At 70.6% G+C, this 25,376-nt stretch carries 22 protein-coding genes; 11 read left to right on the forward strand and 11 right to left on the reverse strand.

Annotation, left to right across the window (positions count from 1 at the left end; translation table 11 throughout):
- Positions 1–334: 334 nt before the first annotated feature.
- Positions 335–724 carry a DUF6481 family protein gene (locus ACW175_RS01000; protein WP_492102821.1) on the forward strand — a complete coding sequence of 130 codons (390 nt, stop codon included), beginning with the start codon at positions 335–337 and terminating at the stop codon, positions 722–724.
- Positions 725–792: 68 nt separating this feature from the next.
- On the forward strand, positions 793–1,572 hold the full coding sequence (locus ACW175_RS01005) for a TSUP family transporter (protein WP_492102822.1): 780 nt from the start codon (positions 793–795) through the stop codon (positions 1,570–1,572).
- On the opposite strand, the gene smc is transcribed toward ACW175_RS01005, so the two are convergent.
- From smc to ACW175_RS01025, 4 genes are all read right to left on the reverse strand, one after another.
- A complete protein-coding gene (gene smc / locus ACW175_RS01010) occupies positions 1,569–5,012 on the reverse strand; it encodes a chromosome segregation protein SMC (RefSeq protein ID WP_492102823.1) in 3,444 nt (1,147 codons plus the stop codon). The genes ACW175_RS01005 and smc overlap by 4 nt on opposite strands.
- Positions 5,013–5,034: 22 nt before the next feature.
- The gene (locus ACW175_RS01015; protein ID WP_492102824.1) at positions 5,035–5,640 is read right to left on the reverse strand and encodes a thioredoxin domain-containing protein; all 606 of its coding nucleotides are present in this window, start codon (positions 5,638–5,640) and stop codon (positions 5,035–5,037) included.
- Positions 5,640–6,263 (reverse strand): DsbA family protein, encoded by a 624-nt coding sequence (locus tag ACW175_RS01020; RefSeq protein WP_492102825.1) that lies wholly within the window; start codon positions 6,261–6,263, stop codon positions 5,640–5,642. The genes ACW175_RS01015 and ACW175_RS01020 overlap by 1 nt, the downstream gene beginning before the upstream one ends.
- Positions 6,264–6,397: 134 nt before the next feature.
- Entirely contained in the window at positions 6,398–6,937 is a 540-nt protein-coding gene (locus ACW175_RS01025) for a DUF721 domain-containing protein (RefSeq protein WP_492102826.1), read from the reverse strand.
- A gap of 47 nt (positions 6,938–6,984) precedes the next feature.
- Between ACW175_RS01025 and mutY the strand changes: the two genes are divergently transcribed.
- Positions 6,985–8,049 (forward strand): A/G-specific adenine glycosylase, encoded by a 1,065-nt coding sequence (mutY, locus tag ACW175_RS01030; RefSeq protein WP_492104871.1) that lies wholly within the window; start codon positions 6,985–6,987, stop codon positions 8,047–8,049.
- On the opposite strand, the gene ACW175_RS01035 is transcribed toward mutY, so the two are convergent.
- On the reverse strand, positions 8,046–9,122 hold the full coding sequence (locus tag ACW175_RS01035) for a site-specific DNA-methyltransferase (protein ID WP_492102827.1): 1,077 nt from the start codon (positions 9,120–9,122) through the stop codon (positions 8,046–8,048). The two genes, mutY and ACW175_RS01035, sit on opposite strands and share 4 nt — an antisense overlap.
- 137 nt (positions 9,123–9,259) lie before the next feature.
- Entirely contained in the window at positions 9,260–9,898 is a 639-nt protein-coding gene (gene rnhB / locus ACW175_RS01040; RefSeq protein ID WP_492102828.1) for a ribonuclease HII, read from the reverse strand.
- 119 nt (positions 9,899–10,017) lie between these two features.
- Here rnhB and ACW175_RS01045 point away from each other — a divergent pair, with 119 nt between their 5' ends.
- From ACW175_RS01045 to ACW175_RS01060, 4 genes are all read left to right on the forward strand, one after another.
- Positions 10,018–12,045 carry an acyltransferase family protein gene (locus ACW175_RS01045; protein WP_492102829.1) on the forward strand — a complete coding sequence of 676 codons (2,028 nt, stop codon included), beginning with the start codon at positions 10,018–10,020 and terminating at the stop codon, positions 12,043–12,045.
- Positions 12,042–12,950, forward strand: coding sequence for a glycoside hydrolase family 16 protein (locus tag ACW175_RS01050; protein WP_492102830.1), 909 nt, complete (start codon positions 12,042–12,044; stop codon positions 12,948–12,950). The genes ACW175_RS01045 and ACW175_RS01050 overlap by 4 nt, the downstream gene beginning before the upstream one ends.
- A 130-nt stretch (positions 12,951–13,080) precedes the next feature.
- A complete protein-coding gene (locus ACW175_RS01055) occupies positions 13,081–13,836 on the forward strand; it encodes a helix-turn-helix transcriptional regulator (RefSeq protein ID WP_492102831.1) in 756 nt (251 codons plus the stop codon).
- An 80-nt stretch (positions 13,837–13,916) separates the two neighbouring features.
- The gene (locus tag ACW175_RS01060) at positions 13,917–15,374 is read left to right on the forward strand and encodes a S41 family peptidase (RefSeq protein ID WP_492102832.1); all 1,458 of its coding nucleotides are present in this window, start codon (positions 13,917–13,919) and stop codon (positions 15,372–15,374) included.
- On the opposite strand, the gene ACW175_RS01065 is transcribed toward ACW175_RS01060, so the two are convergent.
- The gene (locus ACW175_RS01065; protein ID WP_492102833.1) at positions 15,371–15,970 is read right to left on the reverse strand and encodes a DNA-3-methyladenine glycosylase I; all 600 of its coding nucleotides are present in this window, start codon (positions 15,968–15,970) and stop codon (positions 15,371–15,373) included. The two genes, ACW175_RS01060 and ACW175_RS01065, sit on opposite strands and share 4 nt — an antisense overlap.
- A 38-nt stretch (positions 15,971–16,008) precedes the next feature.
- A complete protein-coding gene (gene ygfZ / locus ACW175_RS01070) occupies positions 16,009–16,794 on the reverse strand; it encodes a CAF17-like 4Fe-4S cluster assembly/insertion protein YgfZ (protein WP_492102834.1) in 786 nt (261 codons plus the stop codon).
- 131 nt (positions 16,795–16,925) lie between these two features.
- On the opposite strand from ygfZ, the gene ACW175_RS01075 reads away from it, so the two are divergent.
- Both ACW175_RS01075 and ACW175_RS01080 read left to right on the forward strand, forming a co-directional pair.
- A complete protein-coding gene (locus tag ACW175_RS01075) occupies positions 16,926–18,128 on the forward strand; it encodes a glycosyltransferase family 9 protein (RefSeq protein WP_492102835.1) in 1,203 nt (400 codons plus the stop codon).
- Positions 18,129–18,192: 64 nt separating this feature from the next.
- A complete protein-coding gene (locus ACW175_RS01080) occupies positions 18,193–19,527 on the forward strand; it encodes a dihydroorotase (RefSeq protein ID WP_492102836.1) in 1,335 nt (444 codons plus the stop codon).
- 57 nt (positions 19,528–19,584) lie between these two features.
- On the opposite strand, the gene ACW175_RS01085 is transcribed toward ACW175_RS01080, so the two are convergent.
- Both ACW175_RS01085 and ACW175_RS01090 read right to left on the reverse strand, forming a co-directional pair.
- A complete protein-coding gene (locus ACW175_RS01085) occupies positions 19,585–20,799 on the reverse strand; it encodes an RNA polymerase sigma factor (RefSeq protein WP_492104872.1) in 1,215 nt (404 codons plus the stop codon).
- 23 nt (positions 20,800–20,822) lie between these two features.
- Positions 20,823–21,173, reverse strand: coding sequence for a YciI family protein (locus ACW175_RS01090; RefSeq protein ID WP_492102837.1), 351 nt, complete (start codon positions 21,171–21,173; stop codon positions 20,823–20,825).
- Between the two features lie 115 nt (positions 21,174–21,288).
- Here ACW175_RS01090 and ACW175_RS01095 point away from each other — a divergent pair, with 115 nt between their 5' ends.
- Positions 21,289–23,091, forward strand: a complete 1,803-nt coding sequence (locus ACW175_RS01095) for a feruloyl-CoA synthase (protein WP_492102838.1) — start codon at positions 21,289–21,291, stop codon at positions 23,089–23,091.
- On the opposite strand, the gene ACW175_RS01100 is transcribed toward ACW175_RS01095, so the two are convergent.
- Complete coding sequence (locus ACW175_RS01100; protein WP_492102839.1) at positions 23,057–23,704, reverse strand: lysoplasmalogenase; 648 nt, start codon at positions 23,702–23,704, stop codon at positions 23,057–23,059. The genes ACW175_RS01095 and ACW175_RS01100 overlap by 35 nt on opposite strands.
- Before the next feature lie 117 nt (positions 23,705–23,821).
- Here ACW175_RS01100 and ACW175_RS01105 point away from each other — a divergent pair, with 117 nt between their 5' ends.
- Complete coding sequence (locus tag ACW175_RS01105) at positions 23,822–25,360, forward strand: acetolactate synthase large subunit (protein WP_492102840.1); 1,539 nt, start codon at positions 23,822–23,824, stop codon at positions 25,358–25,360.
- Positions 25,361–25,376 lie beyond the last annotated feature (16 nt).

The raw sequence follows: 25,376 nt of genomic DNA on the forward strand, positions 1-25,376 counted from the left end.
CGGGCGCGCCAAAACAAGGCGCATTTCCGGCCGGCTTGATCGGCGCGGAACCTATAGACCTCGCCGCGGTGCGTCAAGGTAAGCGCTTCGTGGGCCAAGTGACGGGAATACTTAAGGATTTCGCCTTTGGCTTCAGCGAGGGGCAAAACCGTCCCCTTTTCATTCGATTGGCCATGGGCGCGCGGCCCTTTCGAAAGCGGGAACGGCTCCCTACATCTCACCCGTTCTTTCGGCGCCACACCCCATAGGCAAGGTGCGGCGCGGCCCGATCTCGCATTGATTTTTTCGCGGATTTGGGTTTTAGAGCCGCCGCCTCCAAACAATACGAAGATTCATGTCGCACCTGAAGAACACCGGATTCGCCGATCGCATCTCCTCCCAGCAAGAGGCCAAGAAGGCCATGCTGGCGAAGTTCAAGGCCAAGCCGACCGTCCAGGATCCCGATTTCGACAAGCGTGAGGAACTGCGCGCCGCCGAACTCGAGGCTGTCCGCGCCGCCCGCGCCGAAGCCAAGGAACTGGCCCGTCTTGAAGCCCTGGCTCGCCAGGAAGAGATCATGGCCGTCAAGCGCGCCGAGCGCAAAGAGCGCAAGGCCGTCGAGGCCGCGGAAATGCGCGTGCGCAAGGAAGAGAAGGCCAAGGAGCGCGACGAGCTTCGCGCCCTGGGCAAGACCAGCAACAGCAAGGCCAACCGCGCTCACGCGTGGGGCAGCCTCCTGGGTTGATCTGATAAGGGGCCTCATCGGGCCCCTTTTTCTTTGCCTGATGTCTCGAACCGGACCATGAGCCGCTCATGGTCCATCTCGACGTCATCGCCAGCCTGTTCGTGATCGCCGCGCTCGCCGGCGCGCTCGACGCCATAGCCGGCGGCGGCGGTCTGGTGACCCTGCCCGCCCTGCTGCTGGCCGGTCTGTCGCCCGTCCAGGCCCTGGGCACCAACAAGCTGCAGGGCGCGGTCAGCGCCCTGTCCTCGACCACCGCCTTCGCCCGCCGCGGCCTGATCGACTGGAAGACCGCCCTGCCGGTCGCTGGCACTGCCGCCATCGCCGGCCTTTGCGGCGCGCTGTGCGCCAGTCTGCTGTCGCCGCAGGTGCTGCGGGCGATCGTGCCGCTGCTGCTGATCGCCATCGCCCTCTATTTCGGCTTCTCACGCGCCCTCAAGGCCGAGGACGTCGCGCCGCGCATGGCGTTGATCCCCTTCGCCTGCTTCGTCGCGCCGCTGGTCGGCTTCTATGACGGCATCTTCGGGCCGGGCGCGGGAGCCTTCTACATGGTCGCGATCGTCACCCTGCTGGGCTACGGCGTGCTGAAGGCCACGGCCCACACCAAGCTGGCCAACGCCGCCAGCAATGTCGGCAGCCTGTGCCTGTTCATCCTGAAGGGGGCGGTCGTCTGGCCCGTCGGCCTGGCCATGGCCGCCGGGGCGTTCATCGGCGCCCAGGTCGGCTCGAGGCTGGCCATGCGCTTCGGACCCAAGCTGATCCGCCCGTTGCTGGTGGTGATCTCGTGCGCCATGGCCGTGAAGCTGCTGGCGGATCCGGCCAATCCGATCCGGCAGGCGGTTGGCTTCTAAGCGGCGACTAGCTTCTCGGCCGTGCTGAGATCCACGCTGACCAGCTGGCTCACGCCGCGCTCGGCCATGGTGACGCCGAACAGACGGTCCATCCGGCTCATGGTCACCGGGTTGTGGGTGATGGCGATGAAGCGGGTCTGGGTGCGCCGGCGCATCTCGTCCAGCATGTTGCAGTAGCGGTCGACGTTCGCATCGTCCAAGGGCGCGTCGACTTCGTCCAGCACGCAGATCGGGGCCGGGTTGGCCAGGAAGACCCCGAAGATCAGGGCGCTGGCCGTCAGGGCCTGCTCGCCGCCGCTCATCAGGCTCATGCTGGCCATGCGCTTGCCGGGGGGGCAGGCGAAGATCTCCAGACCGGCCTCCAGCGGATCGTCGCTCTCGATCAGCTTCAGCTCGGCCTGGCCGCCGCCGAACAGGGCCTGGAAGAGGGTCTGGAAGTTGGCGTTGATCACGTCGAAGGCGGCCAGCAGGCGTTCGCGGCCCTCGGCGTTCAGCTCCTCGATGCCGGCCCGCAGCTTGCCGACCGCGCCCGACAGGTCGGCGCGCTCGACCCGCATGGTCTCCAGGCGCCCGGCATACTCCTGGGCCTCCTCCTCGGCGCGCAGGTTCACCGGGCCGATGGCGTCGCGCTCTCTCTCCAGCGCGAACAGGTGAGCTTCCACCCCGGCCGCGTCCTTCGGCACGGCCACGGCTTCGCCGGCGACGTGGCGGCCCAGCTCCTCGGGCTCCATGCGGGCCTGCTCGCGGATGGCCGAGGCGACTTCGCCGAAGCGCTGGCGAGCCCCGTCCAGGTGGGCGACCAGGGCCGCGCGCTTCTCGCGAGCCTCGCCGGCGGCCTGTTCGGCGGCGCGGGCGGCGCGGTCGTTGTGGAGGCGGGTGGTCTCGGCGGCTTCCAGGGCGTCGCTGGCCTTGGCCCGGCGGGCCTCGGCGGCGGCGAACTCGTCCAGCAGGACTAGAAGCTTTTCCTTCAGCGCCGCCGGGGCCTCGCGGGCGCCGTCCAGGGCGGCGGCGGCCTTCACGCGGTCGGCTTCGAGCGACTCGGTGCGCTTGCCGGCGGTCTCGGCGCGCTTGGCCCAGTCGGCGCGATCGCGCTCCAGGCTCTCCAGGCGGCGCTGGCGGCCGGCGCGCTCGCGGGTCTCGACGTCGAGGGCGGTGCGGGCGGCGCTGGCGGCTTCGCGGGCCTGGGCCGAGGCCTGGCGGGCGGCGGCGAGTTGGGGCTGGAGATCGCCTGAGGTCTGAGCGGCGGCATGGGCCTCGCGGGCCTCCGCCAGCGCTCCGTCGACCTCGGTCTTCTCGGCCTCGAAGCGGGCGATGGTGTCGTCCAGCGACTGGGCGCGGGCGGCGCGCATCGCCTGCTCGCGCTCGAACTTGGCGACGGCCTCGCGGGCGCCGTTGAGCAGGCGCTCGGCGTCTGGCGGACCGCGACGTTTGTCGCGCAGCAGGTCCTCGATGGCGCGCATTCGGTCGGCGGCGGTCTTCAGCGCCGCGGCGGTGGCCTCGGCGCGCGGGGCCATGACGTCGATCTCGGTCTCGACCTCGGCCAGGCGCGTGCGTTGCTCCAGCCGCACGGCGGCGGGCCTGGGCGCGTCGGCGCGGGCCACGAAACCGTCCCAGCGCCACAGGTCGCCTTCCTTGGAGACCAGGCGCATGCCGGGCTTCAAGGCGGATTGCAGCTTGTCGCCATCAGCACGGGCCACGACGGCGACGTGCGAGAGACGGGCCGCCAGCGCCGGCGGCGCCTTGACCAGAGGCGCCAGAGGCTGAGCGCCCTCGGGCCAGGTCGGGGGCGGGGCCTCGGCGCCGCCCCAGTAGGACGGGGCCTTGGGGTCGAGGGCGGCGTCCAGATCGTCGCCCAGCGCCGCCGCCAGGGCCGCGCCATAACCCTTGTCTGGTGCGACGCTATCGAGGGCCGGCGCGTGGCCGCTCTTGGAGCGGGGGGCGGTCAGTTGGGCCAGACCCCGGGCTTCGGTCCGCAGACGGCCCAGCTGGTCCTCGACATTGCGGGCCAGCTGGCGGGCCTGGGCCTCCTGCTCGGCGGCCTTGACCCGTTCGGTCTCGGCCTCCTCCAGCGCCGCGCGGGCGGCGGCCAGGGCGGCCTGCGCATTGTCGAAGCGCTGGCGGGCGTCGGCGGCGGCCGGATCGACCTCGGGGCCGACGGCGGCGCGCTCGGCCCTGGCCTGGTCGAGGGCGCGGTTGGTGCGGTTGGCGCGGGCCTCGGCTTCCGAGAAGCGCGCGGCGGCGGCGCGGAACTGGGCCTCCTCGGCGGCGACGCGGGCGGCCAACTGCTCGACAGCGGCCTCGGCGGCGGCGCGGGCTTCCTCGGCGGCCTTGGCGGCGGCTGCAAGCTCGGGACCCCGCTCCGGCGCGGCGGCGACCAGGGCGCGGACTTCGGTCAGCTCGGCGTCGATGCGGGCCAGGGCGGCGGCGGCGTCGTCCTTGGCCTGCGCTTCCCGGGCGAGGTCGGCGTCGATCCGCGCCAGGTCGCTTCCGAGACGTTCGAACTCGGCGGCGGCGGCCTCGGCCTCGCGTTCGGCGCGGTCCTTCTGGATGGCCAGTTGACCCAGGATCGCCTGGGCGATGGTCGCTTCCTCCCGCAGCGGCGGCATCGCCGCTTCCGCCTCGGTGATGGCGACCTGTGCGGCGGCGCTGGCGCGGGCGGTTTCCTCGACCAGGCGGGCGGCGCTGGTGGCCTCGCTGGTGGTCCGCTCCAGCGTGTCGCGGGCCTCGGTCCAGCGGGTGTAGAGCACCGCGCCCTGCACGGCGCGGATCTCGGACGACAGGCGCTTGTACTTCTCGGCCTGGCGGGCTTCGCGCTTGAGGCGGTTCAGCGCCGTCTCCAGCTCGCGGGCGACGTCCTCCAGCCGGGCGAGATTGCTCTCGGCGGCCCGCAGGCGCAGCTCGGCCTCGTGGCGGCGGGTGTGCAGGCCAGAGACGCCGGCGGCCTCTTCCAGGATGCGGCGGCGGTTCTGCGGCTTGGCTCCGATCAGCTCGCTGATCTGGCCCTGACGGACCAGGGCCGGCGAGTTGGCCCCGGTCGAGGCGTCGGCGAACAGTAGTTGCACGTCGCGAGCCCGTACCTCGCGGCCGTTGATCTTGTAGGTCGAGCCTTCGCCGCGATCGATGCGCCGGACGACCTCCAGCACGGGATCGTCATTGAACTGGGCGGGGGCGGTGCGGTCGCTGTTGTCGATGGTCAGGGCGACGTCGGCGTGGTTGCGGGCCGGGCGCGCGCCGCTACCGGCGAAGATCACGTCGTCCATGCCGCCGGCCCGCATGGCCTTGGCGGAGTTTGCGCCCATCACCCAGCGCAGGGCCTCCAGCAGGTTGGATTTCCCGCAGCCGTTCGGGCCGACAATGCCCGTCAGCCCGGGCTCGATCCGGAACTCGGTCGGCTCGACGAAGGACTTGAAGCCCGAAAGGCGCAGGCGCTGGAACTGCACGGAGGCGGTCCCTTCCGGTCCTCTAGCCCTTCGCCGCGGTGGCGAAGGCCTTGGAGAGCACGGCGAAGTCGGCGCTGTGATCGTAGGGCGCGCCGTTGACGAAGAAGGTCGGGGTGCCCTCGACCCCATCGTCCACCGCCTTGGCCATGCGCTCGTTGACGCCCTTCAGCGCCGCCGGGTCCTCCAGCGCCGCCTTGAACTGCGCGTCGGTCAGGCCGTACTGCTTGCCGATCGCCTGCAGGCCCTCGAACAGCTTCTCGCTACGATAGATCTCTTCCTGCTTCTGGAAGACCGTGGTCAGCACCTCGAAATACTTGCCCGGGATGCGGCGAGCCAGGATGAAGCCGGCGGCCGCGAACTCGTTCGGCGGGGTCAGGAATTCGCGGAACACTAGGCGGACCTTACCGGTGTCGATGAAGGCCTTGCGGACGTCCGGCAGCACCGTCGTCCACCAGTGGGCGCAGTGCGGGCAACTGGCCGAGGCGTAGACCACGAACTGGACTGGCGCCTTGGCCGAGCCGAGCACCATCTCGCCCGGGGCCGGCGGTAGCGGCGCGGCGCGCGCGCCGGAGGCCGTCGCCGCCAGGGCGAGACCCGAAACGATCAGCGCGCGCCGGTCGATCGCCATTACTTCGAGGCTTCCGCGATGGCCGCGTCCAGCTGGGCCAGGGTGACCTCGCCGCCGGACTCGCCGCCGACCTTCTTGCCGTTGACGATGAAGGTCGGGGTGCCTTCGATCTTGTCGGCCTTCATCGACTTTTCGATGCGCTGGGCCGACTTGGCGGCCTTCTCGTCGGTCAGGCAGGCGTTGAACTGGTCTTCGCTCATGCCGACCGCCTGGGCGATGGTCAGCAGCTCGCCGCGGATGTCACCGGTCTGGAAGATGCTGGCCTGGGCGTTATAGATCGCGTCCGTCACCTGGAAGTACTTATCCTTGCCGGCGCAGCGGGCCAGCATGTCGCCGGCGTTGGCCAGGGTCGGCTCGCCGGTCAGGGCCGGGCGGGCGACATACTTGACCTTGCCGGTGTCGATGTACTTGGTCTTGAAGGCCGGGAAGACGTCCGCGTTCCACCTGGCGCAGTGCGGACAGGCGACCGAGGCGTACTCGACCACGGTGACCTTGGCGGCGGCGTTGCCCAGGGTCATGTCGTCGGCGGTGACCTTGGTTCCCGCGGGACCGCAGGCGACGAGCGCGCCCAGCGAGGCGGTGAGGGCGACGGCGGTCAGAAGCCGGCGGGTCAGCGGACGCATGGTCGATCTTCCTTGCAGTAGAACGGCGAAGTTAAGCGCGATTCTTAGAGGTGGCGAAAAGGGCGCCGATATGGCCTCTGCAACAGCGCGATCAGGGTGGGGTTGTCAATCGGAAGGTCGGCGGATCGGGGGCATCAAGGATGCTCGCGCAACACGCCGCGCCCCAGTTTCAGCAGGGCGTCCTTGAGATCGCCGTCGGGTTGCCCCGCCAGGCTGTCGGCGAGCTGCTTCTCCTGCGCGGCGTCCAGCGGCGGCTTGCGGCGCGGGCGCTGGGCGGCCGGTGCGGCGGCGGCCTTGACCGGGCCCTGGACGATGCGCAGGCGGGTGACGACGCCCTTGCCCAGCAGCATGTCGAGGCGCGCGGTGATCTGCGGCGCCTGATGCTGGATCAGCGAGGCCACGGGGCCGTCGACGCGCAGCTCCAGCGCGCCGCCTTCGCCATTGCGGCCCTTGATGATGCGGACGGGCTCGGTCCGGCGCGCGAGGGTGTCGCCGACAATCTCGCGCCAGCGGGCCTGCAGCGCGGCGGGACCTTTGCCGAAGCGCTCTTCCAGCGACTTTAGCAGCGGGGCCAGGCTCTTGCCGGCGGGCGGCGGCGGACGGCGCTGCGGGCGCGTGCGCTTGGCGCGCAGGATCGCGAGCGCTTCTTCGGCGGTGGGCAGGGGGCGGCGCATGCGAGGAAACTAGCATGCCGGGCTCGGTTCGCGGTAGGCGAGGGATGATGAAAGACCGCTCCCCTTCCCATCGCGATGCGATGCGCGCGGCCCTACTGGCCTGGTACGACGCCCAGGCCCGGACCCTGGCCTGGCGCGTCTCGCCCGCCGACCGTCGCGCCGGCGTGCGGGGCGACCCCTACCGCGTCTGGCTTTCGGAGGTGATGCTGCAGCAGACCACCGTGCCGCACGCCACGCCGTACTTCCTGGGCTTCACCGAGCGCTGGCCGACCGTCTCGGACCTGGCGGCGGTGGAGGACGGCGAGCTGATGGCCGCCTGGGCGGGGCTGGGCTACTACGCCCGGGCCCGCAACCTGCTGGCCTGCGCGCGCGCCGTGGCCGGCGAGCACGGCGGCGTCTTTCCGGACACCGAGGAGGGCCTGCGCGCTCTGCCCGGCGTCGGGGCCTACACCGCCGCCGCCGTCGCCGCGATCGCCTTCGACCGCGCCGCCAATGTCGTCGACGGCAATGTCGAGCGGGTAATGGCGCGGCTGTTCGCCGTCGAGGCGCCGATGCCGGACAGCAAGCCCGAGCTGAAGGCCCTGGCCGGCGAGCTCGTCACCGACGAGCGCCCTGGCGACTGGGCCCAGGCGCTGATGGATCTGGGGGCCACGGTCTGCAAGCCGAAGGCCCCGTTGTGCGACCGCTGTCCGATCTCGGCTTGGTGCGCGGCCTATAAGGGCGGGACGCCGGAGACCTATCCGCGCAAGACCAGGAAGGCCGACCGTCCGCGCCGGTTCGGCGTCGCCTATGTCCTGACGCGCGGCGAGGAGGTCGCCCTGGTCCGCCGCCCGCCCAAGGGCCTGCTGGGCGGGATGCTGGGCCTGCCGACCAGCGACTGGCGCGCGACGCCGTGGTCGGACGCCGAGGCGGTCGCCGCCGCCCCGGCCGCGGCGGCCTGGCGCGACCTCGGCGCGGTCGAGCACGTGTTCACGCACTTCTCCCTGACCTTGCGGGTGTTCGCGGCGGCGGGCGCGAACGCGGGCGACTTCGTCTGGACCCCGCGCGAGGGCCTGGGCGCGCTGCCCAGCGTGTTCCTGAAAGCAGCGCTGGCGGCTGAGCGGCTGGTCTAGTTCATCCCCGCCCGCACCTGGGCCCGCAGCACGTCGATCGGGGCGAGGCCGGCGTCGGTCTTGAAGTGCCAATAGGTCCAGCCGTTGCAGGCCGGGGCCGACTGCACCAGGGCGCCGATCTTGTGGATCGAGCCCGACAGGTCGCCCACCGTGATCGAGCCGTCGGGGCGGACCTTGGCGGCGTGGTTGCCCTTGGAGCAGTAGAGCGTGTCGCCCGGCGACAGCAGGCCGCTCTCGACGATGGTGCCGAACGGCACGCGGGGCTCGGCCCTCTTTGAGCCCATGACCTCAAGGTCATCGGGGTTGATTGGAATGACCTTGGCGATGCGGGCCTTGGCGTGTTCGAGGTATTCGGCCTCGCGCTCGATGCCGATGAACTTGCGGCCCAGGCGCTTGGCGGCCGCGCCGGTGGTGCCGACGCCGAAGAACGGATCCAGGATCACGTCGCCCGGCTTGGTGGTCGACAGGATCACCCGGTAAAGCAGGGCTTCGGGCTTCTGGGTCGGGTGGGCCTTGTGGCCGTCCACGCCCTTGATGCGCTCCTCGCCGGTGCACAGCGGGATGGTCCAGTCCGAGCGCATCTGCACCTCGTCATTGGCCATCTTCAGGGCGTCGTAGTTGAAGGTGTAGCGCTTGGCGTTCTGGCTCTTCGACGCCCAGATCAGGGTCTCGTGGGCGTTGGCGAAGCGGGTGCCCTTGAAATTGGGCATCGGGTTGGACTTGCGCCAGACGATGTCGTTGAGGATCCAGAAGCCCAGGTCCTGCACGGCCACGCCGACGCGGAAGATGTTGTGATAGCTGCCGATCACCCAGATCGCGCCGTCGTCCTTCAGCACGCGGCGGGCGGCCTTCAGCCACTCGCGGGTGAACTTGTCGTAGGCGGCGAAGCTCTCGAACTGGTCCCAGTGGTCGTCGACCGCGTCGACCTTGGAATTGTCGGGACGCAGCAGGTCGCCGCCCAGCTGCAGGTTGTAGGGCGGATCGGCGAAGATCAGGTCGACCGACTTCTCCGGCAGGGCGTTCATCTGCTCGATGCAGTCGCCCAGGATGATGGTTTCCGGCCCGAACTTCATGTCCCGCGTCCCTACAAAAGAGAGCGGAATCATGAGTCTTGCTGGTAAATGCGGGGTGATCAGACATGGTTAGCGGGGCGTTAATGCGGCCCCAGGACGACTATTTGAGTCTGGTCAGACTCAAAACCTCTTTTGGATCAGAGGTCTAGGTCGTCGCCCAGCGCCAGCTCTCCGGCCAGCGCGGCCTTTACCGGGGCCCAGCCCATGCGGTGGATCGGCGAAGGGCCAAGCTTGCGCAGGCCCTCGACGTGGATCGGCGCGTGGTAGCCCTTGTGGCCGGCGAAGCCGTAACCGGGATAGACCGTGTCCATCTCGACCATGATCCGGTCGCGGGCTTCCTTGGCCAGGATCGAGGCGGCGGCGATCGAGCAGGACAGGCTGTCGCCCTTGACCACGGTCTTGATCGGGCAGGGCAGCTTGAAGGCGTAATTGCCGTCCACCAGCGCGATGGCGGGCGTCACCGACAGGCCCTCGATGGCCCGGCACATGGCCAGGCCCGCGGCGTGCAGGATGTTGAGCTCGGCGATCTCGTCGATCGAGGCCAGGCCGACGCCCCAAGCGATGGCGACGGCCTTGATCTCTTCCTCCAAGGCGGCGCGGGCCTTGGCGGTCAGTTTCTTGGAGTCGTTGAGGCCCTTCGGCACCCGGTCGGGATCCAGGATCACGGCGCCGGCGCTGACCGGTCCGGCCCAGGGACCGCGTCCAGCCTCGTCCACCCCGCAGACCGGCCCCGGTCCGCAGGCCAGCTCCAGCATCATGTCGGGTCCGGTGCGCATGAGCCGGTGTTTAGGCCGGTTCGCGGAGACGGGAAAGAATTTTACGAACGTAATAATTATCCTTGACGGTTCGGCATGGCGCCGCTCACTTGATTACAGTCGTAATTCCGGGGGCGAGCATGGATACCGGCCAAAGCTATCGGCGCGACATCGACGGCCTGCGGGCCGTGGCCGTGGCGGCCATTGTCATCCACCACGCCTTTCCGGGCCTGCTGCCCGGCGGCTTCGTCGGGGTCGACGTCTTTTTCGTCATCTCTGGCTTCCTGATCACCCGGCTGATCGCGCAAGCGCGGGACGCGGGGACGTTCTCGTGGGGCGGCTTCTACCTGCGCCGGGCGCGGCGGATTATTCCGGCCTACCTGCTGGTCGTTCTGGTCACGGCCGCCCTGGCGGTGGTGATCGAGATGCCGCGCCTGCTGGCCATGACCGGCGCGGCGACGGCGGCCTCGGGCCTGTTCGCGGCCAATATGCTGTTCACCCAGACCGCCGGCTATTTCGCGCCGGGCGCCCAGCAGAACCCGTTGCTGCACCTGTGGTCGCTGGGCGTGGAGGAGCAGTTCTATCTCGTCTGGCCGGCGCTGATCGCGTTGCTGTCGTGGAAGCCTCCGCGCGGGATGCGGGCCTCCCTGGCTTTGGCCCTGCTGCTGGTCTCGCTGATGCTGGCCCAGATCCTGGTCGGGCGGGGCGCGACGACCTGGGCCTTCTTCGGCCTGCCGACGCGGGTCTGGGAGTTCCTGGCCGGCGGGGTCCTGGCCCTGGGCCTGGTCAAGCCGCCGGCGGACCGTGCCACGGCCAATCTGGCCGGGGCGATCGGCGGGCTGATGATCGCCGGCAGCCTGGCGCTGCTGAACGAGGCCAGCGCCTTTCCGGGGCTATCGGCGGTTCCGGTCTGTCTGGGGACGGCGCTGCTGATCTGGTGCGGCCTGGGCGCTCGCCCGGGTCTGGCCGTCCTGCGCCTGGCGCCGGTTGTCGGCCTGGGACGGGTGTCTTACTCCCTTTATCTCTGGCACTGGCCGCTGCTGGTCCTGGCCGCCGACGTCGCTCAGCAGCCGTTGACGACCCTCCAGCGCTTAGGCCTTGTCGTCCTGTCGCTGGCCCTGGCCGTCGCGACCTGGCGGCTCATTGAGCAGCCGTTCCGGTGCGGTCCGGTCGAGCGGCCCTGGCGGCGTCTCGGCGTCCGGCTTCTGCCGCTGCTGGTCCCGATCGCCGCCGGCGCGGTGCTGTTCCTCGGCCACGGCCTGCCCCAGCGCCTGTCGCCGGCCGCCAAGGCCTTGGCCGACCTGGAGGAGACCGATGTCAATCCGGCCCGCGAGGCCTGTTTCGAGAAGGCCAGGACGGCCAAGCCCGAGGACTGCCGCTTCGGCGCCGCCCCGGGTCTTCAGGGCGACGACGTCCTGGTCTGGGGCGATTCCCACGCCGACGCCCTGACCCCCGGCGTGGTCGACTGGGCCGTGGCGCGCGGCTGGAGCGTCCGCGAGATGGCGCGCGGCGGCTGCCCGCCGCTGGTCGGTGTCAATGTCCGCACGATGTACCGCTTCAAGCTGGAATGCGCGGCCGCCGCCGACCAGGCCATGGCCCTGATCGCGTCCGACCCGAAGCTGAAGCTGGTGGTGCTGATGGGCCGCTGGCCGCTCTATCGCGACGCGCCGCCGTTCTACGACGTCAACTCGCCGCGCGTGACGATGGAGGTCATCGGCCAGCCAGGGAAGCGGCAGCGCGTGTCGACGGCCCTGAAGGCCACGCTGGACGCCATCGCCCGCAAGCGGCCCAATGTCCGGGTGCTGGTGGTCGGGCCGTTCCCGGAACTGACCCTGGGCGCGCCCGAGTGCCTGGCCCAGCAGAAGCAGCTCGGCGGCCCGCCCGGCGTCTGCGCCAGCGTCGCCGCCGACCTGCCCCTGTCGCGGGCCCTGCCGGCCGAGGACGCCCTGCGCGCCGCCGTCCAGGATCGCCCGAACGTGGCGGTGGTGTTTCCGTCCGAGACCCTGTGCCGCGACGATCGTTGCCTGGCGATGATGGACGGGGAGCCGATCTATTTCGACGACGACCACCTCGGCGCCTCGGGCGCGCGCCGCCTGGCGCCGACCTGGCTGGAAATGGGCTGGTCACGCTTGGAAAAGCCGGATCCAGCGCGTCTAGATGGGCCATGACTTTCAAGACCCTCGCTGTCGCCTTCGTCCTGCTGTCCGCCGCCGCGCCAAGCCTCGTCCATGCCGATGAGGGGGGCTGGAAGCTGGTCTGGTCGGACGAGTTCGACGGCGACCGGCTGGACGACTCCAAATGGACCTACGCCGCCGACTGCGGCGGGGGCGGCAATGACGAGCGGCAGTGCTACGTGGTCAGCCCGCAGACGGTGTCCGTCGGCGGCGGCGTGCTCAGGCTGACGGCGATCAAGCGCAAGACCCAGGGCCTGGCCAATCCGTGGGCCGGGCCGACGGGGCCGATGAAGACCGGCGACTACGCCTCGGGCAAGATCCTCACCAAGGGCAAGGCCTCGTGGCGTTACGGGCGGATCGAGGCGCGGGCGCGCGTCCCCGGCGGACAGGGTGTCTGGCCGGCGATCTGGATGATGCCGGAGCGCGAGGCCTATGGCGGCTGGCCCCGTTCGGGCGAGATCGACATCCTGGAGACGATCAATCTGGGCGCGGCGTGCGGATCTTGCGAGGGCGGCCGCGAGAACCGGATCTTCGGCACGATCCACTTCGCCGGCGACGCGGCCGGCGCCCACCGGCAGGTCAGCACGGGCGCGCCGATGCCGGCCTCCGCGACCGGCTTCCACGTCTACGCCGTCGAGTGGTCGCCCGAAGCCATCGTCTGGTTCGTCGACGGCCAGCGCTACGCCGAGGCCAAGGCCGCGCAGTGGAAGCGCGACGACGCCGCCGCGGCCGCGGCTCCGTTCGATCAGCCCTTCCACCTGATCCTCAACCTCGCTTTCGGCGGCCGCTGGCCCGAGGGCGCCAACGCCAAGGGCGTCGACGAGGCCGTCCTGCCGGCGACCATGGAGGTGGACTGGGTAAGGGTGAGCCAGCGGGCGGATTTGTCGCCCAAACCTTGAAGGTGGCCTCGCGCCGGCGAGCGGCTTCGGGCTCTCGCGTCGATTGAGCTCTTGCCCGTAAAGGCGTAGCTTCCTGGGCTGGACGGCATCACTGTCAGAGTTTCCGATCAGTTATGGGATGAGGCGAGCCATGAGCCCGACAAACGCCGCCGCTCGCGTGAAGGTCTCGCGCTACGCGGCGGGCGCCATGGCCACCCATAGTCATGATCGACCCAGCCTGACCCTGGTGCTGAACGGTCGCTACGAGGAAACGATCAGGGGGCGCGCCGCCTGGCACGGCCCCGGCGCCCTGCTGTTCTATCCGCCAGGCGAACCCCATTCCCAGCTTTTCGCGCCCAGCGGAGCGGTGAAGCTCAGTCTGTCGCCGCCAGCGGCCATGCTGGACTATCTGGCGGACCGCCTGCCGCTGTCCGATGCGCCGGTCGCCGATGCGCCGGAACTGGCCCGCCTGGGCCGCCGCATGGCGCAGGAGATCCGCCTGGCCGACGGCTATTCCCGGACGGCGCTGGAGGGCTTGTCCTGGGAGATGGTCGCCCTGTTCGGCCGCCACGCCGCGCGCACCGAAACCGACGGGTCGATCAGCGTCGCCATGGCCCGCGAAATCATCGCGGCCCACCTGGATCAGCCGATATCGGTCGCTCGCCTGGCCGCGCTCTGCGATGTCCATCCGGCGCGCCTGGCCCGCGCCTTTCGCCGCGAGCTGGGCGTCGGGCCGGGCGAGTACCAACGCGCGCTTCGCCTGAGACACGCCCTGCGCCTGGTCGCCGAGACCGACGCGCCCCTCAGCGAGGTGGCCCTGGCGTGCGGCTTCTGCGACCAGTCGCACTTCTCCCGCGCCTTCAAGGCGGCTTATGGCTGCGCTCCTAAAACCTATCGGTGCGCGTAGAATACCAATTGTCGCCGCTGTCCAAGACGGGGCTTCCACCCGGCCTCTAGGCTTCCGAGCTGAACCGGCGGAAAGAGACGATGATTGCATTGCTGAGTGGGGCCTTGGCGGCGGTCGCCCTTACGGGCGTGTCCCCGTCCTATGACGCGGCCGCCTGGCGCGCGGACTTCGCCCAGATGCAGGCCGAGTTGCAGGCGCGCTATGTGAACCTCGCCTGGATGGGGTCGCGCGAAAGCGGAGTCGACGTGCCGTCGATGGTCCGCCGGACCAACGCGGCGCTGGACGCGGCCCACAGCGACGTCGAAGCGGGCCAGGCCTTGCGGGCCTTCATCGCTGATTTCCATGACGGCCACCTCTCGGAACTGGCCACCCTGGCGCCGTCTAAGGCCGCGGTGATCGAGCCCGCCAAGCCGACGCTGAACCCGGACGACCCGATTTCGGGCTGCGCGGCGATCGGCTATGCCTCGACCGCCAGCGTCGCTTTCAGCTTGCCGCTCGAAAGCCTGCCCGGCGTCCGCCTGCTCGGCGACGGGCAGGACAGTGTGTTCCGCGTCGGCCTGGCCGAGGTCGGCGGCAAGCGCATCGGCCTGATCCGAATCCAGGTCTTCCGCGCGCGAGGATTTCCCCAGGCCTGCCGTCGCGCCTGGACCCAGGCGCGGGCCGCCGGGACTCCGGTCACGCGCGGCGCCGTCGGCGAAGCCGCCGGTCACCTTTGGCTCGCGGACCTGGCCGCTCAATTGAAGGCCCTGGAGGCCGCGGGAGCCCAGGCGGTCGTCGTCGACGTCGGCGCCAATTCCGGTGGCGACGACAGCGGGGACTGGATCCCCCGCCTGTTCGGAACGCGTCCTATCGCCTCCGCCCCCCTGCTCGTCGTCGATGCGCCGTCCGGCGTGGCCTATCTCGACGAGGAGATCGACGATCTGACCGACGCGCTGGGCGCGGGACCCGGTCCCAAGGCCAAGGCCGACCTCGAAAAGGCGTTGGCCCTGTTCAAGGCGCGCAAGGCCCGTGTCGGCGCGACGCCCTGCGACCTGTCGTGGGTTTGGCGGGAACGGCGCGCCTGGCGCGACCTCGCTTGCCGCGGAGTGATCGAGGCTGGATACGCCGATGGTCCGCTGCCCGGCCTCCCGGCCCATGCCTATGACGACAAGCGGACGGAGCTTGCCTTGGCCTGGTCGACGGTCGTCCAGGACCTTTACGGCGCGTGGTCCGGTCCGGCCTACGTCCTCACCGACCGTAAGACCTTTTCCTCGGCCGAGATGTTCGCGGCGACCATGCGCGACAATGGCGCGGCGAAGATCGTGGGCGTGCGGACCGGCGGTGACGGCTGCGGGTTCATGGGCGACTCTCCGCCGCTCGTTCTGACCCACTCTCGCCTTCGCTTCCGGGTGCCGAACTGTATTCGCTTGCGCGCCGACGGGACCAACGAGGTCGCTGGCGTCACGCCGGACCTGCCGGTCGCTCCCACCGAGGGCGAAAGCGACCGCGCGCGGGCGGCGCGCTTGCTGCAAACCGTGGCGGCTGACCTGAAGCCTTAACGGCCCCCAGGGCGAGCCGCCATCGCCTTGCACTCTTCATGCCGATAGCACCCCACCAGGTGGTCGTTGACCAGGCCGGTGGCCTGCATGAAGGCGTAGACGATGACCGGGCCGCAGAACTTGAACCCCTTGGCCTTCAGGGCCTTGGCCATGTCGACCGCCAGCGGGGTCTGCGCTGGGACCTCGCCGGCGCGCCACGCGTTCTGGATCGGCGCGCCGCCGACCATGTCCCACAGGAACTGGCCGAAGTCCTCGCCGCGCTCGCGCATGTCCAGATAGATCCGCGCGCCCGAGATGGCCGCGTCGATCTTGCCGTTCGAGCGGATGATGCCGGCGTCGGCCATCAGTCGGGCGCGGTCGGCGTCGGTGAAGCGGGCGACCTTCTCGGGATCGAAATCGGCGAAGGCGGCGCGAAAGCCCTCGCGCTTGCGCAGGATGGTGATCCACGACAGGCCGGCCTGGAAGCCGTCCAAAACGAGCTTCTCCCACAGGGCGCGGCTTTCCCACTCGGGCACGCCCCATTCGTGGTCGTGATAGGCCTCGTAGAACGGGTCGCCGTTCATGCCCTTCCAGGTGCAGCGCGTCAGCTCGGTCATGAGGCCAAGCTACCAGAACTTTTCGAGAACGAAAGGGCCTAGCCTAGCCAGTCGGGGCGTTCGACCCGCACGGGCCGGCCGTCGGCCGTGAGGTCGGCGCCCTCGATGCGGTCGAGGCGCAGCAGGGCCATGGCGCGGCCGTCGCGCCCGCTCAGCACCTCGCCGGCCCGAAGCTCGCCCGCCAGCACCTCGGTCCCGAAGGCGGGCGCGGGGCCGTCGAAGACGATCGGTAACATGCGGGTCTTGATCACGCCACGCCGCTTCATGCGGCTGGTGGTTTCCTGGCCGACGAAGCAGCCCTTCTTGAAGTCGATGCCGGCCATCAGGTCGAAGTCGGCCTCGATCGGATAGGTCGTCTCGCTGCCCCAGTCGGCGGGGCCGGGAACGCCCAACGCCAGGCGATGGGCCTCGTAGGCGTCCTCGTCGGCGGTGGCGGGGCGGTCGTCATAGGCGCGCAGGCCCAGGCCCGACAGACGAGGATCGACGTAGGAACCGGTAACGCCGTCGCCGAACACCGCCAGCACCGGCGTATCGCTGGCCTCCAGCGTCACCTTGGCCCGCAGGCGGTACATCGTCAGCCGCGCGAGGATCGCCGCGCGGTGCTGCGCCGCCACGTCCAGCAGGGCGCCGTCCTCCGTTCCGGCCACGAACAGGTCGTAGAGCAGCTTGCCCTGCGGCGTCAGCAGGCCGGCGAAGCGCAGTTCGCCCGGCGCGAGGGTCTCGACGTCCTGGGTCAGCAGGCCTTGCAGGAAGCTCCTCCAGTCCGGACCGGACACGGCGATGACGGCGCGGGAGGCGAGGTGGGCGACAGCAAGCGTGCTCATGCCAGCGATATAGTCGCGACACGGCGTCGGCGCCACGCTGGGTTTCGCCGCGACGCCATGTCGCGGGAAGCGGAAAGCTCAACCGTTAACGTGGGATGCGCCGACTCGCCGACTGATCTATGGATAGTCCGATGACACAGCGGGCCTTCCCGATTCTCTTCATCACGGCCACCCGCATCGGTGATGCGGTGCTTTCGTCCGGCCTCATCAAGATGCTGGCCGACCAGATCCCCAACGCGCGCTTCACGATCGTCGCCGGCCCGCTGGCCGCGCCGCTGTTCGCCCACGTGCCGGGCCTGGACCGCGTGATCGTCATGGAGAAGGGCAAGGGCAAGGGCAAGGGCCACTGGTTCAAGCTCTGGCGGCAGGTGCGTCACAAGAAGTGGAGCCTGGTCGTCGACCTGCGCGGCTCGGCCACGGCCCTCTTCCTGCGCCGCGACAAGCGGGCGATCTGGAAGAAGCTGCCGGGCGAGGTGGTGCACAAGGTGGTCGACGCCGCCCGCACCCTGAAGCTGGAAGGCGATCCGCCCGCGCCGCACCTCTACATCACCCCCGACGTCCAGGCCCTGGCGGATGATCTGCTGGCGGGTGAGGGACCGATCCTGGCCGTAGGACCGGCCGCCAACTGGGTCGGCAAGGTCTGGCCGATCGAGCGCTTCACCCAGACGGCGGCCCGGCTGCTGGACAAGGACGGCCCGATGGCCGGCGGCCGCCTGCTGATCCTGGGCGGTCCGGAAGACACCCGCATGGTCGATGAGCTGCGCATGGCCTCAGCGCGCGGCCGGACCATCGACCTGACCGGCAAGGTCGACCTGCTGACCGCCTATGCCTGCCTGAAGCGCGCGCGGCTGTTCATCGGCAACGACTCGGGCCTGATGCACATCGCCGCCGCCGCCGGAGCGCCGACCCTCGGCCTGTTCGGCCCCTCGGACGAGCGCCGCTATGCGCCTTGGGGCGACAAGGCCGTGGCCGTACGCGGGCCTCGGACCTTCGACCAGTTCCTGGCCGTCGACCCCGATCTCTCCCAGGCCATCCGTCACATGAGCGACCTGCCGGTGGCCACCGTGGTCCGCGAGGCCAAGGCCCTGCTGATCCGCACCGAACCGGACGCCGAGGTCTCGCCCCGGGAAGCGGTGGTCGAGGAGACGATCGCCGAGGAGGTTTACGGGGCCGAGATCGCGCCGCCGACGGAGGCGTCCGCGCCTGAAGCCGTCGACGCGGTGGTCGACGAGGTTTCGCCCGAGCTGGCCGGGGTCGAAGAGGCGCTTGTCGGAGAGGCTCTGGCCGAAGAGCGCCAAACCGAAGAGCGCATGACCGAACGGGACGCCAGCTAGTTTCGGTTGCCTCGCGCGCGAGCCGGTCCTACGACCGCCTCGACCCATCGCCAGGAGCCGTCCCATGACCCAGACCTTCGACCTGATCGTGCGCGGCGGCGAAGTGGTCAATCACGCGGGGCGCGGGATCACCGATATCGGCGTCCGAGGCGGCAAGATCGTCGCCATCGGCGACCTGTACCACGCCTCGGCCGGCGAGGTGTTCGAAGCTGCGGGTCTGACCGTCCTGCCGGGCGTCATCGACAGCCAGGTCCACTTCCGCGAGCCGGGCCTGGAATGGAAGGAAGACCTCGAGAGCGGCTCGCGCGGCGCGGCCCTGGGCGGCGTGGTCGCCGTGTTCGAGATGCCCAACACCGAGCCGACCACCACCGACCCGGACGCCCTGGCCGACAAGCTCAGCCGCGCCAAGAACCGCATGCACACCGACCATGCCTTCTATGTCGGCGGCACCCACGAGAACGCTGAGTTCCTGGGTGAGCTGGAGCGCCTGCCGGGCTGCTGCGGCATCAAGGTGTTCATGGGCGCCTCGACCGGCTCGCTCCTCGTGCAAGACGACGAGGGCGTCGAGAACGTGCTGCGCCACGTCAACCGCCGCGCCGCCTTCCACTCCGAGGACGAATACCGCCTGGCCGACCGCCGTCACCTGGCGCGTCCCGGCGACTGGACCAGCCACCCGGAGGTGCGTGACGCCCAGGCCGCCCTGCAGTCGACCCACCGCCTGGTCCGCATCGCCAAGAATCTTGGCAAGCGCATCCACGTGCTGCACGTGACCACCAAGGAAGAGATCGACTTCCTGGCCCAGAACAAGGACGTCGCCTCGGTCGAGGTCACGCCGCAGCACCTGACCTTGGTGGCGCCCGAGGCCTATGAGCGGCTGAAGGGCTTTGCCCAGATGAACCCGCCGATCCGCTCGGCCGACCACGTGGCCGGCGTCTGGCGCGGCATCGAGGCCGGCATCGCCGACGTGCTGGGTTCGGATCACGCCCCCCACACCCGCGAGGAAAAGGCCCGGCCCTATCCGGCCTCGCCCTCGGGCATGCCGGGCGTCCAGACCCTGGTGCCGGTCATGCTGACCCACGTGGTCGACGGCAAGCTCAGCCTCGAGCGCTTCGTCGACCTGACCAGCCATGGCGTCAACCGCGTGTTCGGCCTGGCCGACAAAGGCCGCATCGCCGAGGGCTTCGACGCCGACTTCACCATCGTCGACATGAAGGCCCGCAAGACCATCACCCACGCGCAGATGGCCAACCGGGCCGGCTGGACCCCCTTCGACGGCTTCGAAGCCAAGGCCTGGCCGATGGCGACCATTGTCCGGGGCGTCGTGGTCATGCGCGACGACGAGATCGTCGCGGCGGGCAAGGGCGAGCCGGTGCGCTTCCTGGAGACGCTGGCGGGCTGATCTTGTGGCGTCCTCTCCGTCACGTCGCCTATCGGCGCGGCGAGACGGAGGGGGTGCTCAATCCCGCTCGATCTCGCTACGCCGACGCGCCAGCCACAGCCGTTCCGCCGGTCCCGGCGCCATCTCCAACGCCCGGTCATAGGCTCGCAGCGCCTCCTCGCGCCGCCCGAGCCGGGCCAGCAGGTCGGCCCGAACCGCGTGGAACGGCTGGAAATCGTCCAGCCGGGCGGCGTCCAGCCTGTCGACCTCGGCCAGTCCCGCCGCCGGCCCGGCGACCTCGGCCAGGGCCACGGCCCGGTTGAGCCGGACGAACGGATCTTCCCGCCAGTCCAGCAGCAGGTCGTATAGCGCCAGGGCCGCCGACCAGGGCGGCGGCTCGGCCAGCGAGCGGCGGACGCACCAGACGCCGTGCAGCGCCGCCCGCAGCTGGCGCGGGCCCGGGGCGTTGAGCCGCGCCGCGCGGCGCAGCAGGGCCTCGGCCTCGGCGATCAACGGCCGCAGCCACCGTTTCGGGTCCTGTTCCGACAGCGGGACCATCGCGCCGTCGGCGTCGAGCCGGGCGGGCCTGCGCGCCTCGGCGAAACGGACGAGGGCGGCGAAGGCCAGGCACTCGGGCTCGTCGGGCAGCAGCTCGACCAGCACCGCGGTCAGGTCCAGCATCTCGCGGGCGTAGCCGGCGTGGCGCCCCGTCCCGGCGGCGTCCTCGTGGGCGCGGGCATAGGCGACGTCCAGGGTCGAGAGCACGGCCGCCAGGCGTTCGGGCCAGGCCTCGGGGCCGGGGACCTCGAACGACACCCCCGCCTGGGCGATCTTCTTCTTGGCGCGGGTCAGGCGTTGGAACATGGCCGGCTCGGCGACCAGGAAGGCGCGGGCGATCTCCGGCGCCGACAGGCCGCAGACCAGCCGCAGGGTCAGGGCGGCGCGGGCCTCGGGCGCGACGGCCGGGTGGCAGCAGACGAAGATCAGCCTCAGGCGCTCGTCGGGGATCAGCCGCGCGTCCGAGGCCAGGACGTCCTCGGCCGTCGCTTCCGTTTCGGGCGGGTCGAGGACCGTGTTTCGCCTGATATTCTGTCTACGGATCATATCGAGCGCCCGCCGCCGCGCGGTGGCGTAAAGCCAGGCCGCCGGGTCTAGGGGCGGCGCGGCCGGCCAGACGGCGGCGGCCCGCGCGCAGGCCTCGGCATAGGCCTCCTCGGCCAGGTCGAGGTCGCGGAAGGCCGCCGCCAAGGCGGCGACGATGCGCCCGCCGACCTCCCGGGCGGCGGCGTCCAGCGTCTTGGCGGCGTCCAGCGGCGTCAGTCCTCGTCGATCACGGGACGGACCTCGATGGCGCCGTCGCCGGCCATCGGGATGCGTCGGGCGATGGCCAGGGCGGCGTCCAGGTCCGGCGCCTCGACCAGGTAGAAGCCGCCCAGCTGTTCGCGGGCCTCGGCGTAGGGTCCGTCATGCAGGGTGTGCTGGCCGCCGGACTTGCGGACCGTGGTGGCGGTGTCGGTGGTCTTCAGGCCCGACCCGCCTTTCAGGATTCCTTTCTCCGCCAGCTCGCCGGCCAAGGCCTGGTGGGCGGCGATGACATCCTCCAGCGCCCGCCCGTCGCCGGCGCGGTAGAGGTCCTCGTTCTCGTAGATCAGGAGGGCGTATTGCATCGTTCATCTCCCACGAGCGCGCGGCCATCCCGCCGCTCTGTTTCCAGAGACGCGCCAGCCGGAGCGAATTCGACAGGTCTTGGAAAAAATGTCGAGGGTGGCGCATAACGAGGGCATGGACGGATCGCCCCTCAATGCCGCCCCTTTCCGCGACGCCCGCTATGCGCCCCGCGCGCTGGAGGTCGAGCGTGTCTCCGGGCGCGAGGCCGACACCCTGATCCTGCGCAATCCGATGCCGTATTCGGACGCGGTGCGGACCACGACCCAGCCCCTGGCGCGCTGGGCGGCCGAAGCGCCGGACCGCGTCTGGCTGGCCGAGCGGGACGGCGAGGGCTGGCGGACGGTGACCTACGCTGAGGCCAAGGACCGCGTGGCCGCCCTGGCTGGCGGGCTCGCGGGCCTCGGCCTCTCGCGCGGCCAGCCGCTGCTGATCCTGGCCCGCAACGGGATCGACCACGCCCTGATCGCCTATGCCGCCATGAGCCTGGGCGCGCCCGCCGCGCCGGTCTCGCCGCAGTACGGGCTGAAGGGCGCGGACCTGACCCGGCTGCAACACGCCGTCGAGCGGCTGAAGCCCGCCGCCGTCTATGCCGACGACGCCGAGGCGTTCGGCGACGCCCTGGCCGCGCCGTTCCTGGCCGGCGTGCCGGCCGTGGTCAGCCGCAACGCGCGGCCCGGCGACGTCGCCTTCGCCGAGCTTCTGAACAGCGCCCCGGCCGAGCCGATCGCCCAACCCGACGACATCGCCAAGCTGCTGCTGACCTCGGGCTCGACGGGGCGGCCCAAGGCGGTGGTCTGCACCCATGCCAATATCGCGCTGAACGCCGCCCAGATCGAAGCGTGCTACGCCGATCCCGAGCCGCCGGTGCTGGTCAATTCCGCGCCCTGGAGCCACAGCCTGGGCGCCAACGCCATCCTGCACATGGTGCTGCATCGCGGCGGGACCCTGCACATCGACGCCGGCCAGCCCGTGCCCGGCCGTTTCGCCGAGACGGTCCGGAACCTCAGCGAGGTGTCGACGACCTATCACAACATGGTCCCCGCCGGCTGGGGGCTGTTCGTCGGCGAGCTGGAGCGCGACGAGGCGCTGGCGGCGAAGTTCTTCGAAAAGGTGCGGGTGCTGCAGTACGGCGGGGCCTCCATGGCGCAGTCGATCCTCGACCGCGTTCAGGCCGTGGCGGTGCGGACGGTGGGCGAGCGGATCACCTTCGCGGCCGGCTATGGCGCGACCGAGACGGGGCCGACGGCCTGCAACATCCACTGGCTGAACGCCCGCTCAGGGATGGTCGGCCTGCCGACCCCGGGCACTTCGGTGAAGCTGGTCCCGGCCGGTGACAGCGGCAAGTTCGAGATCCGGGTGAAGGGGCCGCAGGTCTCGCCGGGCTATCTGGATCAGCCCGAGGCGACCGCCCAGGCCTTCGACGAGGACGGCTTCTACCGCCTGGGCGACGCCGCGCGGCTGGCCGATCCGGAGGGCCCAGCGGCGGGGCTCGTGTTCGACGGGCGGCTGGTGGAAAACTTCAAGCTGGCCAGCGGCACCTTCGTGGCGGCGGGCGCCCTGCGGGTGGCGGCGGTGTCGGCGATCGGCGGCGTGGTCTCCGACGCGGTGGTTTGCGGCGAAGGCCAGCACGGGGTCGGGCTGATGCTATTCCTCGACGCCAAGGCCTGCGAGCGGCTGGGTGACGCGGCAGCGGTGCGGACGGCGATCACCGACGGCCTTACGCGGATGAACGCGGCGGCCAAGGGCGGCGGCGGCAAGGTGCTGCGCGCGCTGATCCTGGACGGCGCCCCCGACGCGGCCAGCGGCGAGCTGACCGACAAGGGCTACATCAACCAGGCGATGGCGCGCGATCGGCGGCCGAAGGAGCTGGAGCGGCTGTTCGCTACGCCGCCGGATGACGAGGTTCTAGTTCTTTAGCCACGCCCACACAGATCAACAGTTGGCCGAAATAGTAGAGACCCCAGACCGCCAGGCCGGTGGCCAGGTTGTCCGGCAGCGGCCCCAGCCGGCCGAAGATCAGGAGATCCGAGACCACGAACATCAGCGCGCCCAGGCCCACGGTCTTCAGCGGGAAGCGGCTCATCAGCGCCGTGGCGGCCATCACCGCCAGGAACAGGCTGTACAGCGCGATGCCCGAGGCTCCGGATCGATCATGCGGCAACAGATAGGCGATCCCGACCACGACCGGGATGAGGGCCAGAGGGATGAAGGAGCCCGGCTTGCGATGTCGCGGATAGAGGACGCTGGCTACCACATGGCCCAGCAGGAACGACACCGCCCCGACGGTAAGGCCATGGGTCTCCAGCAGCACGTCGCCGCCCGCGCCGAACGCCATGATCGCCGTCAGCAGCCAGCCGTCCAGGCTCCTGGCCCGCAGCGCCGCATGGACCGCCAGCAGCGCCACGCCGGCGCCCTTCCAGGCGGTCTCGACGCCCGGCGGAAGGGCCAGGCCCCAGGTCGCGACATAGCTGACGCCGGCGATCACGGACGCGATTAGCGTCCACCGCGCGGCCGCGCTCATCCCAGGCATGGCCCGTTTCCCCCCCGATTTTGCCGATCAGACTGCAATGGGGATCGCCCGATGCGCAACCGGGTTGGCGGCCTAGCCGAAATGTCGGAGACAGGAGGCATAAAAGCGGAGGAACGCATGAACGGCGCGGACGCCCTGATCACCACCCTGGCCGACAACGGGGTCGTCGCCTGCTTCGCCAATCCAGGCACCAGTGAAATGCAGTTCGTCTCGGCCCTGGACCGCGAGCCGCGCATGCGCTCGGTGCTGTGCCTGTTCGAGGGCGTGGCCACCGGGGCCGCCGACGGCTATGGCCGCATGGCCGGCAAGCCCGCCTGCACCCTGCTGCACCTGGGGCCGGGCTACGCCAACGGCGCGGCCAATCTGCACAACGCCCGCAGGGCGTACACCCCGGTGGTCAATGTCATTGGCGACCACGCCACCTATCATCGGGGCTTCGACGCGCCGCTGAACAGCGACATCGCCGCCTTGGCCGCGCCGAATTCGGTCTGGGTCCAGTCGGCCGAGACCGCCGACAGCGTCGGCCCGCTGGCCGCCGAGGCCATCGTCGCTAGCTACGGAACGCCGGGCGGCAACGCCTGCCTGATCCTGCCCGCCGACGCGGCCTGGAACGAAGCGACGGTGAAGGGACCCGTGGTGACGCCGCCCGCCTTCGCCGAGCCCGACCCGACCGCGATCGACACTGTCGCCAAGGCGCTTTCCTTCGCCAGGAAGCCGGTGCTGCTGCTCGGCTCCGGCGCCTGCGGAGAAGCCGCCCTGGCCGCCGCGGGGCGGCTGGCGGCCCATGGCGTCCGCGTGCTGACCGACACCTTCACCGCCCGCCAGGCGCGGGGCGAGGGGCGCTTTCGACCCGACAAGCTGCCCTATTTCGGCGAGCAGGCCCTCAAGGACCTCGACGGCGTCGACCTGATGGTCCTGGTCGCTACCCAGCGCCCGGTCGCCTTCTTCGCTTATCCCGACAGGCCCAGCGTGCTGGTCCCCGAGGGCTGCTCGGTCGAGACCCTGTGTGGTCGCGAGATCGATGCGGCGGCGGCGCTGAACGCCCTGGCCGACGCGATTGGCGCGCCGGCCGCTGGCGCGGTCGAGACCTATGCAGCGCCCGAGGCCCCGACCGGCCGCCTGGACGCCTGGGCGATCGGCGCCTCGATCGCGCGGCACATGCCGGCCGATACGGTGATCTCCGACGACGCGGTGACCGCCGGCCTGCCGATCTTCACCCAGACCAAGGCCGCCCGGGCTCACGACTGGCTGTCCCTGACCGGCGGCGCGATCGGCCAGGGCATCCCGCTGGCGATCGGCGCGGCCGTGGCCTGCCCGGACCGCAAGGTGCTGGCCCTGACCGGCGACGGGGCGGGCATGTACACGGTGCAGGGCTTGTGGACGATCGTCCGCGAGCAGCTGGACGTCACCGTCGTGGTCTTCGCCAACCACGCCTACCGGATCCTCGGCATCGAGCTCTCCCGCACCGGGGCCGGCAATCCGGGGCCGGCGGCCTCAAAGCTGCTGGACCTGGGCGATCCGCGCATCGACTGGGTGAAGCTGGCGCAAGGCATGGGCATGGCGGCCGAGCGCGCCGAGACCGCCGAGGCCTTCGACGACGCCTTCGCCCGGGCGATGGCCGCGCCCGGCCCCCGCCTGATCGAGGCGGCGATTTAGCAACGAAAAGGCCCGC

This window comes from Caulobacter sp. FV1ye6ST, assembly GCF_058681225.1.